Here is a 14,298-nt window from a genome sequence, read left to right on the forward strand (position 1 = left end):
CCCTCACCTGGGAGCCGCATCATGCGCTTCGCCGCTTTCGTACACCGGCACCGGACCCGTGTCGCCGTCGTCGAGGACGACGGCACGCTGTTCCCCCTGCCCGGGGTCACCTCGCTCACCGATCTGATCCGTGACACCGACGGCCTTCCCGGCCTCCTCGCCGCCGGCGCCGCGGCCCTGGACGTACTGCCCGGGCCGCACGTCTCCGAGGTCCGGCTGCTCTCCCCGCTCCAGCCGTCCTCCGTCAGGGACTTCGTCACCTTCGAGGAGCACGTCGAGGGCGTACGCCGCTCCGTGAGCGGCGAATCCGGGGTACCCGCCCGATGGTACGAGGCGCCGACCTTTTACTTCACCAACCCCCACGCCGTCTTCGGCCCTCACGACGACGTCCCCGTACCTCCCGGATCGTCCGTGTTCGACTTCGAACTCGAGGTGGCGGCGGTCATCGGCCGGGACGGCCGCGACCTCACACCGGAGCAGGCGCGGGACCACATCGTCGGATACACGATCTTCAACGACTGGTCCGCGCGCGACCTGCAGTCCGCCGAGATGACGGTGGGGCTCGGCCCGTGCAAGGGCAAGGACACCGCCACCACCCTGGGCCCCTATCTGGTGACCGCCGACGAACTGGAGCCCTACCGCGACGACGACGGGTTCCTGCGGCTGGCCCTGACGGCCGACGTCAACGGCGAGGAGGTCGGCAGCGACCTCCTGTCCAACATGAGCTGGACGTTCGAGGAGATGGCCGCCTACGCCTCGCGCGGCACCCGGGTCGTGTCCGGGGACGTCCTGGGCTCCGGCACCTGCGGCAACGGCGGCTGCCTCGCCGAGCTGTGGGGCCGGAACGGCGAACGGGTCCCGCCGCCGCTCACGCCGGGAGACACCGTGACCCTCACCGTGGAAGCCCTCGGTTCCCTCGTCACCCGGGTGGTCACCGGCACGGAGCCGGTCGCCCTGCCCAAGGGGCGGCGCCGCAACCGGGAGCGGCCCTGAACGACGGGCGTCTCGCGGGCTGTTGCGGGTCATGACGGTGTCGACGGCCCGCTCTGGTCGCGACGCTGCGGGGTCAGCTCGCGGCGAGTCGCGACTTCTTGACCTTGTTTCCGCAGGTGTTCATGGAGCACCAACGGCGGTTGGCTCCACGGCTGGTGTCGAGGTAGAGCCCCGCGCATCCGGGGCCTTCGCAGTTCTTGATGCGGCTGCGGTCAGGGCCGCCGAGGACGTGGATGGCGTCCGTGGCCAGGACGCCGAGGGCGTCACCGACAGGGGTCGTGTCCGTCAGGTGCCATTCCGCGCGTTCGTGTTCCAGCGCAGCCTTCGCGTGTCCAGTGGCAGCGATCGTGTTGAGGGTGCGGACGTCCTGGGAGTCCGGCTGTTCACCTGCGGCGATCGCCGACCCGATGCGGTAGATCGCCTCGCGCAGTTCGACGGCGTCCTTCAGATCGGTCGTCGACACGTCGGTGACGTCGAGCCCTGCGGCCTGCAGCCACATCTTCAGTCGTGCGGGGTCGGTCAGCCGCTCTCTCGGCTTCGCACCGGCTCTGTCGCTGACGGTGGCAGTGAACCGGAACGCCAGGACCTCGTTGTCCATCCGGAACACCCGCCGTACGTCTTCGGTCATGTCCCACCTCCGCAGTGCGACAACACCCCGCCGAACCAGCTTAGACGGTTCGACAGGGTGGTAGCCCCGTGACATCCTTGAACCGACTTGGACGGTTCAGCAGAAGGGGCGTGCTCTCCATGGGCAGCATCGCGGTCATCGGTCTGGGAGCGATGGGCAAGCCCATCGCACACAACCTCTTGAAGGCCGGCCACGACGTCGTGGTGTGGAACCGCTCCGACGAACCTGCGGAGCAACTCGTTGCAGCGGGCGCCCGTCGTGCCGCCTCCGTCTCGGAGGCCATGCAGGCGCCGGTGGTCTTCTCGGTCCTGTCCGATGACCGGGCCGTCGCCGAGACGTTCATCGACTCCGGCGTCCTCTCCCGGACTCCGGGCGGGACTGTTCACGTCAACCTCGCCACGGTGAGCGCCGACCTGGCCCGCCGGGTCGGCGCAGCGCACGCCGAGTCCGGTGTCGGGTACGTCGCAGCACCGGTCTTCGGCCGTGTTCCGGTCGCCGAAGCCGGGGCACTCAACATCCTTGCGGCCGGTGAGGACGGGTTGATCGACCGCGTCCAGCCGTTCTTCGACGTGATCGGCTCGCGGACGTGGCGACTCGGTGATCGTCCGGAGCAGGCCAACACCGTGAAGATCCTCGGGAACTACCTGATCGCCTGCGCGATCCAGTCACTGGGCGAGGCTGTCAGCCTGGCGGAAGGCGCCGGTGTCGACTCCGGCCGGTTCGTCGAACTGCTGAGCTCGACGCTCTTCCCGGGTCCCGTATACGCGGGCTACGGGTCGATGATCGCCGAACGGAAATACCAGCCGGCCGGCTTCACCGCGGTTCTGGGCCGCAAGGACCTCAACCTCGCGCTCGATGCGGCGATCGACCACGACATTCCGATCCCGATCGGTCAGCTGCTGCGGACCGTCTTCGATCAGGCCATCGCCGACGGTCGCGGGGCGGACGACTGGGCGGTCATCGCGGAACAGCAACCGCGGCTGTAGAGGGTCCCGGTCACCCGTGAGGTCCGCGCCACCCGAGAACGAGCCTTCCTCGCCGAGGCACCTGCCTGCAGCGGCCGCCCGTGGGGTCGGGCACGAGCCTTGCGTAGCGCGCCGTAAGCGGGATAGACCTGCGGGTGAGAAATGGAACGTCGGCTTCCGCTGTTGGTCGCCGGGCCTCGCGGCCCGGCGGCGTTCCACCTTCTGCCGCAGGACACCGAAAACATCGGGAGTCGCCCGTGACACTTCCTCCTCCGCGCTTCCCTGCGGGGTCCGCTCCAGCCGACTGTCGCCCGTGCGATCGAGGTCGTCGGCGCCAGACGCCTGCTGCCGAGGATGTACGCGGCGACCACTGCGGCAGCCGGCTCCCGGCCCCTGTGCGCGCGGGGCTGGTCAAGCCTTCCCTAGGGGGTGTCCTGCCGGGCACCGACGCACCGAGCCTCCGGACGGAACATGAATGACCTTCCGTGACGCGCCAGGTACCAGCCGCGGCGGTGCTCCATGTCACCTCTGTCCTTTATGTACATACGGCGCCTGCAGACCGCGTCATGATGGAGGTGTTCGCTGCCCAGTGGAGCCGTGCAGGCTGAATCGATTCTTTCGCCGAGCTGGGATCTTTCGCCGAGCTGAGAAGGGTGGCCGGTCATGGCAGTGGCAGACGGCTTTGATGCCGGGGCCCACCTGCGAGCAGTCGGCCGCGCAGAGGTGGCCGGAGGTCCGGCCGGTGGTCTCCTGGATGCCCTTGGGGTGGCACCGGTGGTGCTGGACCGGGACGGCCGCATCGTTCTGTGGAGCCCGCAGGCCGAGGCGCTCCTTGGGTACCGCGCGGATGAGGCCCTCGGGCGGTACGCCGCCCGATTGCTGGTCGCTGAGCAGGACCGCGATCAGGTGCTGACCTTGTTCGGCAAGGTGATGCACGGCGGTGAGACATGGGCCGGCGTCTTCCCGGTCGTCCACAGGGACGGCAGTGTCCGCTGGCTCGAATTCCGCAACATGCGGCTGCAGGATGAACACGGAGGCCGGTACGCGCTGGGCCTCGCGGTCGATCAGAGCGTGCTGAGGCAGGTCGAGCAAGATCTGGCGCTATCCGTTCGGTTGATAGATCAGTCCCCGATCGGTCTGGCAGTGATCGACACCGACCTGCGCTATGTGACGGTCAACGAAGCCCTGGTGCACCTCAACGGCCTGTCGGCGGCCCAGCACCTGGGCCGCCCGGTGCGCGAGGTGCTCTCCTTCCTGGACACCGACGCGGTGGAATCCTCGATGCGGCTCGTCCTGGCCACCGGCACGCCTCTGCTTGATCAGTACACCGTCGGCCGCGTACCGGCGGACCCCGCCACCGAGCGCGCCTGGTCGGTCTCCACCTACCGGCTCGAGGACTCCGCCGGCACCGTGCTGGGCCTGGCCACCTCCGTCGTGGACGTCACCGAGCGGCACCGCGTCGCAGCGGAAGCCGAGCGCGCCCGGCACCGGCTGGCCGTCATCGCCGATGCCTCCGCCCGTATCGGCACCACCCTCGACGTAGAACAGACCGCGCGGGAACTGGCCGAGGTGGCGGTGGGCGAATTCGCCGATCTGGCCGCCGTCGACATTCTCGACACCGCCCTGACCGAGGTCGCCTCCAGCACGGCTACGGAGTCCATGGTCTTCCGGCCTCTCATCGTGCACACCGCCTACCCGACCCCCGCCGCCCTGGCCGCCGACCCACCCGGGACTCCGGTGCGCTACGGCCCTGACCGGCTGATCAGCCGATGCGTACGCAGCCGCCGGCCCGTCCTCGTCGCCCACGTCGACGATCGCGACCTGGCGCGCATCGCACCCGACGAGCAGGCCGCCGCCGTGCTCGCCCGCGCGGGTGTCCACTCCTACCTGGCCGTTCCGCTGATCGCCCGAGGGGAGATTCTGGGCGCCGTCGACTTCCTGCGTGCCCGCAACCCCATGCCCTTCAGCGACGACGACCAAGCCCTCGCCCTGGAACTCGCCTCACGGGCCGCCGTCTGCATCGACAACGCCCGCACCTACCAGCAGCAGCGCCACGCCGCCCTCACGCTCCAGCGCAGCTTCCTGCCCCGCATCCCGGCCACCGTGCCGGGGCTGGACATCGCCTGCCGCTACCAGCCCGCCGGATCCGCCGCCGAAATCGGGGGAGACTGGTACGACGTACTCCCCCTGACCAGCGGCGGTACGGCACTGGTCGTCGGTGACGTCATGGGCAGCGGCATCCAGGCAGCCGCCGCCATGGGACGGCTGCGCACCGCCACACAGACCCTCGCCGAGCTCGACCTCGCGCCCGATCAGGTCCTGCAACACCTCGACCGGATCACCGCCACCCTCGAACCGTCCATCGCCACGTGCCTCTACGCCGTGCACGAAGAGGCTTCCTCCCGCCTGCGCATCGCCGTCGCCGGCCACCTCCCCCCGGTCCTGTGCCGCACCGGCCAGGCACCGATCCTGCTGGACCTGCCCGCGGGAGCACCACTCGGCGTCGGTGGCGTGCCCTTCCGCACCACCACCATCCCCGTGGGGCCCGGTGATCGCCTGCTCCTCTACACCGACGGCCTGGTCGAAACCCGGCGCACCGACATCGACGCCCGACTGCACAGGCTTCTCGAACTCCTCGCCACCCCGGACGCCGACCTGGAGGCCACCTGCGACCGCCTCCTGGCCCGCCTGCACCACACCGAAGGCCATGACGACGTCGCCCTCCTCCTCGCGCAAGTACAGCCCTGATCTTTCCCCGTCACACCAGGGCCCTTACGGGTCGACGTCGAGCGGTTGGCAGCCCTCGGGCATCATGTGTGCAGCCGCTTGTGGACCTCCTCCGCTTCATCGGCTCGCCGGGCCATGGCCAGTGGCTGTTCCTGCACGAGTACGCGGAACAGCGCGACGGCTTCGGTGGATGCGGCGCGGGCGGCATCCGAGTGTTCGCCCGCTGCCCACCGGGCGCGCGCGGAGGCGGCGAGGGCGTGTGCGAGGACTTCTCGGTGCGCGTGCGGTTCCTGGGAGGAGAGAAGGCGTGCTCTCCGGACCGCGTCCTCGGCGACTTCCCCGGCAAGCTGCGCTTGTCCGGTCATGGCGAGTCCCCGTGCCTGCTCCGTGAGCATCTCGGTCAGCGCGAGGCCCATCACGGCAGGCCCGTCGGCGTAGCGGCGCAGGATGTCCACGGCCTGCTCGTTGGCCGCGACGCCGTCCTCCTTTCTGCCCGGCACTGCCACCGCCCACTTGGCGAATGCGTTCAGCGTGCCGGCGCGCAGCAGTTCCGCCGAGAGGTCTTCCGGGAGTGCCCGGCAGAAGTCGACGGCCTCGTCGAGCAAGGGCAGGGAGGCTTCGGGCGCGGCGGTGTCCGAGATCGCCGCCACTTCGGACAGCAACATGGCCCGGTGCATCAGGGCGTTGCCCAGCACGGTGTCGGCGAGCAGTGGTTCGGTGTCGGTGCGGGCGATCGCGACGGCCTCCTCGACGGCTGCGACGGCGCCTGCCGGGTCACCGGCGCGCCACAGCAGACGGGCTCGCTGCAACAGCGCGGTCGACAGCTCGGCTCGAAGGCCCGGCGGATCAGAGGCGTGCTGTGCACGGAGTCCGGGGAAAGCCCTTTCCAAGGGCTCCAGGGCGTCCGGCCAGCGACCGCAGGACTCCCGTAGTTCGGCCAGCAGTGCCTCGGAACGTGCCCAGGCGAGTCGGGTGGCGTCGTCGCCTCGATGCTGGTGTTCGGCGCGCCGGTGTGCGCACGCCTCGTCCGCGGTCGCGGCCGCCTCCGTCACACGGCCGAACAGCCACAGCTGCCGCGCATGTGCTTCGAGACCATCAGCCTGCTCGGTGCGGTGCGGGCCGGAGTTCCGCCGTATCCAGCGGTCTCTGATGTTCAGTGCTTCGCGGGAACGCCTGAGAGACTCCTCGTACTCCTTGTCGGTCCACAGCAGGCCGCTCGTGGCCGACAGAACGGCCCACAGATCGGTCTCATAGCGTGCGGGTGCCTCGACGCTGAGCGTACGCAGCCGTCTCAGGGCTTCCTCGCCTGCGCGGCGCGCCTCCGCGAACTCCCCCAGGACGCAGTGGCTCCGGAAGACGATCAGCCAGTTCCTGAGCATCGGCTCGGCGAAGGCCGCCGGCTGGTCCGTCTCCGCCGCGCTGTTGACGTCCATGGATTGTTCGACGGTCTCCAGGGCCTTGTGCGGTTCGCCGAGCAGGAGGTAGGTGCTCGCCAGGTTGTTGAGACAGGTGGCGAGGTCCGGGAGGTGGGCGCCGGGTGCGGTCTCGGCCAGGTCTTGAAGGATGTCGGCTGCCTCGCGTAGGTGGCCGACCGCGTCCGCCGCTTCCTGTGGTCTCTCCTCGGACTTCAGTGTGCCCGCGAGGGTGATGAGGGACATGGCCAGGTGGTTGCGGAAGGCGTCCGGCTCGAGGCGGACGAGTTCGCGGTACCAGTGGACGCTCTGCTTCGCGATGCGGTGCGCCCGGCGGCGGTAGCCGTTGGCCTGGCGTTTCAAAGCCAGGGTGTTGAGTGCCAGGGCCAGAGGGAGCCTGTAGATGTGCGGTTGTTCCTCGACCAGGTCCCGGTAGAGCCGCACCGATTCCTCAGCGGCGTCGAGTGCCTCGTCGAGGTGTCCCAGATTGTCGAGGTCGATGGCGAGACTGTTGAGGGCGTTGGCGAGGTCTGCCTGGTACGCCCGGGGGCGCGCCTCCGCGAGGCGTCGGCGGATGGTCACGGACTCACGCATGTGGTCCAGCGCCTCGCCGTGAAGTCCGGCCCCCTGTGCGGCGGAGGAGGCGGTGGCGAGGACGAGGGCGAGACCTGCCAGCTGGGTGTCGGGATCGTCCTCGGCGAGCCGTCGTTGGAGTTCGACCGCTCTACGGGTGGACTCCAGGGCGCTGTCGCGGCGACCCGATTCCAGCGCCACGATGGCGTGGTTGTTCAGGTGGTTGACCAGGAGAGGGGTGTGCGCCATGGGGTCGCCGGCCTGGAGGGCCTCGCACAGTCGCCTGCACTCCTCGGCCACGCGCCACGCGGTGTCGTGGTCTCCGTTGGCGCCTGCGGCCACCGCGAGCGTATCGAGGGCTTTCACCAGGTTCACCCGGCTTGCGGGGTCGTCGGGGCGCAGGGCGGCGCGCAGGAGGACCACGCCCTCCTCCGCGGCCCGGTACGCATCCCGTCGGCGGTCCACATTGCCGAGGAAGATGGACGCGTTGACACGGCAGGCTCCCCGTTCGGCCTGGTGGCGCGGGTGGTCCGCCGGGATCTCCTGCCACAGGTCGTGGGCCTCCTGCACCGTGCGGAGACATTCCTCCCGCTCGCCCATGGACGACAGGCGTTTGGACAGTTCCCGCAGTGCGACGGCGAGGCCCGGGCGTGCCGCGGGGTCGACGGCGGCCTGCAGCCGGCGGTCGCGGACGATGCGCCGGTGCAGGTCCAGTGCCCAGGGGGCCAGCAGGTACGTATGGGCCGGGACGGCTGCGGCCAGTTGCTCCAGCTCGTCGAGCGTGGTGCCGGGGTGATCGGCAAGGGCCTCCAGTGCGGCCAGCAGGGGGCCGGGATCCTCCAGTCGGGAGGCCAGGGCGATGGCCGCCGGGCCGAGCACCGCCGGGTGGTGCAGGCACCAGTCGGTCAGTTGCTCGGTGCTGGGGCCGGCTCCCCGTACGGAGGCCCGGGTGACGAGGGTGAGGAATCTGGCGGCCTGGTCGGATGTCACGGCCGGCAGCAGCGCGTCCACCAGGCTCGGGCGGTCGCGGAAACGCCCGCCCACCAGCCGTTCGGCCAGCCGGTCGGGTTGCAGGTGCCCGACGGTGCCCGCATCGGTGGGCAGTACGGACAGGAGCCAGGCGTGCACGGCACGGACTCCGCCGGGCACCCCGCCGCCGTTGCCGTCGCCGAGCACTGCGGCCAGCACGGCGGTGGTCTCGCGCGGCCCGCGCGGCCCCAGGGCCACGACGGCGGTCACCGCGTCCTCCAGCGTGTCCCACAGCAAAGAGGGATGGATCCGATGTGCCCCGGCGGTGCCGCGCCAGTGCACGCGCTCATGTGCCAGGAGAGCGTTCTCGATGGCCGGGGTGTCACCCGCGGTGGGCGCCACCCCCTGCGCCGCGTCCAAGAGGTGCACCAGGGCGGCCATGTGCAGAGTCAGAGGGGAGCCGAGCGCGCTTTCCGTCAGGGCGGGCGGGGTGCGGCCGGCGTACTCGGCCCAGTCGGGCCCTTCCTCTCCGAAGAGTTTCTTAAGGGCTGCGGCAAAGGCGCGGGCAGCGGTGAAGTAGCCGTCGAGGCCGTCCAGCGGCAGCGCAGGAAGCTCGCGGACCCACGCGGTCGACAGCATCGATCCGAGCTGCAGTGAATCCCCGGTGACCTCCTCGAGCCAGTGTCCGGCGGAACGGGCGAGGAGGACGGTCTTGACCGGCGTATCCCGATACCGTGCGGTGAACTCCAGGACGGAACGCGTCTCCTCGATGCGGCCGTCGGCACCGTCGACCACCAAGAGCAAGGGCAGGCCGGGCGCGGAGGTTCCGGGTTCCATCCGCGCACCGGGCCGCAGCCAGACGACGGACCACTCGGGTGGGAGGCGGCGGGCGAGTTCCACCACGAGCCGGGTCTTGCCCCGGCCACCGGGGGCGTGGACCACCGCGACCGCGCCGTCGGACTGCTCCGTCCACGCGGTCAGTGCGCGCAGTTCCTCCTCCCGGCCGTGGAAGGGGACGACCGCCCGGGCCGGATGCAGCAGTTCCACGACCGAGCCGGCAGTGTGCTGCGTTGCGGCGTGGTGGTCGGGGTGGGCGAGAGTGGCGTATTCGACCGGCTGGGGGACGTGTGGTCCGTGAGCCCCGAACTCCTCCAGGGCGGCGAGGAAAGTATCGTCATGCAGAAGGGTGACGGCCCGCTCAGCCTCCAGCCGCGCCGGGATGCGGTCGGGCACGTCATTGACCACGACGCCCACGACGAGGTCGCCGCACAGCACGGCCGCCCCTGACATACCCCTCCAGGACGAGTCGCTGGTGCCTCGGCCGCGGTAGGTCGTGCAGTCCAGTACGTACATGCCGCCGACGAGCCCGCTGAGGGGACTGATCTTTCCCTCCGCCTGCTCCGACTCCCGGGACCGCCGCTCGGAATGAGGGAAGCCGGTGGCACGCCACTCGACGGACGTGCTGTCCCCGGCGATCCGGCCCCACAGCACCTGGGTGGGGGAGGCAGGCTTCCAGTCATCGGCGGAGATGTGCACCAGCGCGGCGTCCACTTCGGGCGCATCGTCCTCGGTGGCGTCCTTCGGCATCCCCCGCCACACCACGTGCCCCGGGTAATCGGTTTCCTCTTCCTCCCCGAGCGGGGAGACCGCGACCGGCGAGCCCAAGGCTGCCACGGCGTGCGCGGCCGTGAGGATCAGACCCGGGGCGATCTCGTAACCGGCCGCCCAGCCACCTGCCGCCGCCACGCGCACGACGCGCTTACCGCTCAACAGACCTCCCCGGCTCGTATGGGTCCTGCCACGGCAGGAGGGACACGTGTCCTGTCACCGCGGCCGCCGAGCGCGCACCCGGTCGTCCGGAGCCTCACCGTCGGCTGCCGCACCCCGCCCGTCCGCGGAGATCTGCACCGGGCCGCCCCCGCGACGCGGCGTGAGGGTCACCAGCACACGGTGGCTGCGGCTGCGCGCCGCGGAGCCCTCCGCATCCGCGGTGACGACCCATGCCCGGAAACCGGCTGTGCCCCGGGCCTCCTGGCGGATCTCGACGAGGAACTCCATCTCGATCTGGCCGACGTCGAAGGTGATGTCCCGGCCCTCGCCGCTCACAGCGGCCTCCATGAGGCTGTCCCGCAAGGCGGTGACGGCGTCCCCGAGTTCGATGTTCATGCAGCCCCCCAAAATCCCGCGCGGCCTCAGAGGCACGCCGTGTACGCGCCCCGCTGGGCGCTCGCCAGAAGCGAACCGACTTTAACCAAGGGGCACTTGATCTGTCCGGCGGATCGGAAAGGCGAACAATGTTCCGCGGAAAGAAACGCCCGCCCATATTGGCAGGGGCATGCCAGTGTGTTGAAGTGGCATACAGCGTTTCTCTCTCCGATACCCCCGAGGAGGGCAACCCCGTGCTACGCACCCTTCTGCGCGCCGTCCCCGCCATCATGCTGGCCGTCGCCGCCACCCTGACCGCCCCCACCGCCACGGCGGCCACGCCTCACGCCGATCTCGCGGCCGATCCCGCCGCCCCCGGCCCCCACCCCGTCGCCTACACGGACCTCACCGTCTCCGCCTCGGGCCGCTCCTACAGCGCCCGTGTCTGGTACCCGGGCGCGGCCGCCGGGGCCAACGCCCCCGTCGCCCAGGGAGTCCACCCCGGCCTCGCCTTCGGACACGGCTTCCTCCAGAACATCTCCACGTACGAGAGCACCCTGCGCCACTACGCCTCCTGGGGCTTCATCACCGTCGCCCCCAAATCCCAGGGCGGCCTCTCCCCCAGCCACAGCGGGTTCGCCGACGACCTGAACGCCGCCCTCGCCTGGCTCACCACGCAGAACGCCACCACCGGATCCCGCTTCGCCGGCGCCGTCGACACCAGCCGCTACGCCCTGGCCGGCCACTCCATGGGCGGCGGTGCGGCTCTCCTCGCCGCCTCCCGTAACCCGGCCGTCAAATCCGTCAGTACGCTCGCCGCCGCCGAGACCAAGCCCTCTGCGGTCACCGCCTCCGCGGCCTTGTCCGTCCCGGTCCAGTACGTCGGCGGCAGCAAGGACACCATCGCGGGCGTCGACGGCCATCAGCGCAGGATGTACGACGCGAAGCCCGCTCCCACCCAGCTCCGCGTCATCACCGGCGGCTTCCACTGCGGCTTCACCGACAGCAGCGGATTCGGCTGCGACAGCGGCTCGATCACCCGCGCCGAGCAGCAGCGTCTCACCCGCTCCGTGACCACCTCCTACCTCCTGTACACGCTCGGCCTCGACGGTTCCCTCCACGACCAGGTGTGGGGCGCCGCGGCGCGGAACCTTCCCGGCGTCGTGTACACCGCAAAGCCCTGACCCCGCCCGAACCGATCTCGCTGTCCGGAGGAGCACCCCGAGCGCCCCCATCCCCCGCGGCGAACCCGGCCGCGAGCGGCGGGCGTTCACCATCTCCTCCGGGCGGATCCCCGGTCACCGTCCGCCGCGGCACACCCGCGCCGTTCGGATGGTGGCCGGTCGTGCGGAACCGACGGACTCGTCGAGGACCTCGTCCGCGGTGAGCTCGGCACCGGCCACCAGCGCGTACATCCGGCTGCCACTGCCCCATCCTGCGCGGGCCCCGGATCTCCGAGGCCTACGACCTCCTCCGCCGGCTCCCCGACATCCCACCGTGGACAGAGTTCACCCAGTCCGACATGGACCAGTGGATGGCGGACGCCGAGAGCTCGGTTCCGCCGGAGCAGCCGCGGCCGTCGGGGACGTGAGCAGCGCCGCCGCGCGGCGTCGGGACGTGCTGCACTCCGGGCACCGTTCGCCGAACGCCGACGGTCAAGGCCGGTCGCGCAAGTCGACCGGCGCAGCGGTCACCTCGCTCGCACCCTCGGGACCGGAGGCGTAGAAGGGGCGGGCGGCGTCGACGGCGGCGAGCACATCGATCCGCTGCCGGCCGTCGCGGAACCGGCCGTGCTTCTGCACGAAGCCCGCCAGCAGGTCGAGCCACCGACGGCAGAAGGCGAGGTCGGGCTCGCGCCGTACGCCGGCTCCGTCCACGTCCAGCCATGTGGCACCGGTGTGCGACCATGCCCGCTCGGCCAGTACCCCGGGGTGCGCTCCGCCCGTACAGCGCGCCGCCACCCAGGTCGGCTCCCGCACCTCCAGGTCGAGCGACACCGCGAGCGGCCCGTCGCCTTCGGCGGAGCCGAGCACACGGCCGCCTGCCGTGACCACTTCGAGCCGGCGTGCCTGGGGCCCGTACGCGGCTGCCGACAGGTGAACGCTCCGCCCGGCCGCGCCGTCGATCCGGCTGCCCTCGTCCTGTCCGTCCACCCGCAGCCGGACCCAAGGGCCGTTCGTGACGACGACGGGGCCGCTGCGCAGAGCGCGGCTGAACGCCTCCGGGTCGTGGTCGCCCCCGGTCCACGCGTAGACCCGTCCGGAGCCCGGCGGGCCGGAGAAGGCACCGGCCCGGCTGAAGGACAGGAAGACGTCGGTCCCGGCCGTCGGCGCGAGCCGCAGCCCGCAGCCCAGCAGGCGGTACCAGAGCTCGGCCGGGCCGGAGGGGTCGACCGAGAAGAGCAGGTCGATGCTGTCGACCAGGCCGAGCGCGGCGTCCACCACCAGCTCCCGCGCCTCCACCGACCGGATCACCCAGTCGAAGAGATGATCCGGCGCCGACTCGGCATCCGGGGGGAACGGGCGGACCACGGGGTGGCAGTAGCCGATGGCCGCGCCTCCCGCGCGCAGCTCGGCCGCCGTCTCCGCGTTCGCGGGCCAGTCCCAAGGGTGCGAGCCGCCCTCGTGCCCCGTCGCCCAGCGAGCGGGTGAGGTGTGCCCGCCCGTGGCGTGGAAGTGGCCCAGCAGGTCGTTGCGGAACTCGACCCCGAAGGCCGTCGTGCCGTGCTCGTGCCGCAGCGGACGGCCCAGCCGGCTCTCCACGAGTGCCTGGTCGTAGATCTCGTCGCCGTGCCAGTTGCCGGCGACCAGTCCCATCAGATCCAGCCCCTCGCCCTGCTGCATGAGGACCGCGTCGTGCAGCGAGACCACCTGGTCACCCGAGTAGTTCGCGTGCACGTGCAGGTCCGCGCCGGTCCAGCCGCCGCCGTCGCCGTCCCACCAGCGCTCCGGCTCGAGGTGCAGCCGTGTCGTGCCGCAGGCAGGCAGCTCGGCCCGCTCCGAGACCGCGGTGTACTGCGCACCCCGCGCCGCCGTCACCCGCACCACGCCGGCCGGCACCTCGAGCGTCGCTTCCCGCGCGTGGAAGAACGGCCGGTCGTGGACGTCGTACTTCAGCCGGCCTCCGGTGGGCGCCCACGGCTGCCCCGCCGCGTCGACGACGCTCCATCGGACGGGCGTGGTGGCCGAGAGCTCCAGCACGGCCGGCGGCACGCGGCGCACGGCGGCCGACAGGTCGACCGTCACCGCACCGGCGCGCAGCGACGCGAGACCCGGCTCCGGCTCCAGCTCCATCCGGCCGACCGCACCGGCCGCCACCGTCCACGCACCGGCCGCGCCCCTGACGTCCACCGCATGGGGCGAGTCGTTCACGACGACCACCACCACACCTCCGGGACACCAGGTCACGGGACCGCGGGAGCCGTCAAGCACGTGCAGCGGTTCGCCGTACCGCACGGTCCCGGTCAGGACGTCGACGACGACGACACCGGGAGGCAGCGGCGCGTCCGCGCTCACCAGCAGCCGGAGGGCGGCGGCGCGGTCGACGCGCCGGTCCTCCCCCATGGCGGCGAGGACCGGGCCGAGCGCCGGCACACCCCAGCGGCGGGCCAGATCCAGGACGTCCAACATGACGTCGGGCGCTTCGGCCCCCCAGTCCAGCGGGGATTCCGCGAGCAGCGCGCGGTAGCGCGCCAGCGCCTCGCCGACCGCGGGGGGCAGCTCGTCGTCGCAGCACATGGCGGTCCCTCTCTTGCCGGGCGTGACTTGCGGGATCAGGGCAACTCGATGATGTCCCGCGAGGACCGGCCGGTTGAGCGCGGGCGCGGCCTCCTCGCACACGGGGAGCGGCCGCATGCGACAGTCGGACGATCGGGCGACCGACCCTC

At 71.3% G+C, this 14,298-nt stretch carries 8 protein-coding genes; 4 read left to right on the plus strand and 4 right to left on the minus strand.

The window, feature by feature from the left end:
• The first annotated feature begins 21 nt into the window (after window positions 1-21).
• The gene (locus tag AB0A69_RS25560) at window positions 22-993 is read left to right on the plus strand and encodes a fumarylacetoacetate hydrolase family protein (RefSeq protein WP_361426432.1); all 972 of its coding nucleotides are present in this window, start codon (window positions 22-24) and stop codon (window positions 991-993) included.
• Window positions 994-1,066: 73 nt separating this feature from the next.
• Here AB0A69_RS25560 and AB0A69_RS25565 read toward each other — a convergent pair whose 3' ends face one another.
• Window positions 1,067-1,621: an ABATE domain-containing protein gene (locus AB0A69_RS25565; RefSeq protein WP_361426435.1), complete on the minus strand. Its 555-nt coding sequence runs from the start codon at window positions 1,619-1,621 to the stop codon at window positions 1,067-1,069.
• 119 nt (window positions 1,622-1,740) lie between these two features.
• Here AB0A69_RS25565 and AB0A69_RS25570 point away from each other — a divergent pair, with 119 nt between their 5' ends.
• Together AB0A69_RS25570 and AB0A69_RS25575 are read left to right on the plus strand one after the other, a co-directional pair.
• Window positions 1,741-2,607, plus strand: coding sequence for an NAD(P)-dependent oxidoreductase (locus AB0A69_RS25570; RefSeq protein ID WP_361426438.1), 867 nt, complete (start codon window positions 1,741-1,743; stop codon window positions 2,605-2,607).
• 642 nt (window positions 2,608-3,249) lie between these two features.
• Complete coding sequence (locus AB0A69_RS25575; RefSeq protein ID WP_361426441.1) at window positions 3,250-5,334, plus strand: SpoIIE family protein phosphatase; 2,085 nt, start codon at window positions 3,250-3,252, stop codon at window positions 5,332-5,334.
• 62 nt (window positions 5,335-5,396) lie between these two features.
• On the opposite strand, the gene AB0A69_RS25580 is transcribed toward AB0A69_RS25575, so the two are convergent.
• Window positions 5,397-10,037, minus strand: a complete 4,641-nt coding sequence (locus tag AB0A69_RS25580; protein WP_361426444.1) for a tetratricopeptide repeat protein — start codon at window positions 10,035-10,037, stop codon at window positions 5,397-5,399.
• 54 nt (window positions 10,038-10,091) lie between these two features.
• Window positions 10,092-10,433: a trypco2 family protein gene (locus AB0A69_RS25585; protein ID WP_361426447.1), complete on the minus strand. Its 342-nt coding sequence runs from the start codon at window positions 10,431-10,433 to the stop codon at window positions 10,092-10,094.
• A gap of 233 nt (window positions 10,434-10,666) precedes the next feature.
• Between AB0A69_RS25585 and AB0A69_RS25590 the strand changes: the two genes are divergently transcribed.
• A complete protein-coding gene (locus AB0A69_RS25590; protein WP_361426450.1) occupies window positions 10,667-11,596 on the plus strand; it encodes an alpha/beta hydrolase in 930 nt (309 codons plus the stop codon).
• Between the two features lie 471 nt (window positions 11,597-12,067).
• Here AB0A69_RS25590 and AB0A69_RS25595 read toward each other — a convergent pair whose 3' ends face one another.
• The gene (locus AB0A69_RS25595; protein WP_361426453.1) at window positions 12,068-14,266 is read right to left on the minus strand and encodes a CehA/McbA family metallohydrolase; all 2,199 of its coding nucleotides are present in this window, start codon (window positions 14,264-14,266) and stop codon (window positions 12,068-12,070) included.
• Window positions 14,267-14,298: the final 32 nt, after the last annotated feature.

The sequence above is a fragment of the Streptomyces sp. NPDC045431 genome (genome assembly GCF_040646655.1).
Lineage (GTDB): Bacteria > Actinomycetota > Actinomycetes > Streptomycetales > Streptomycetaceae > Streptomyces.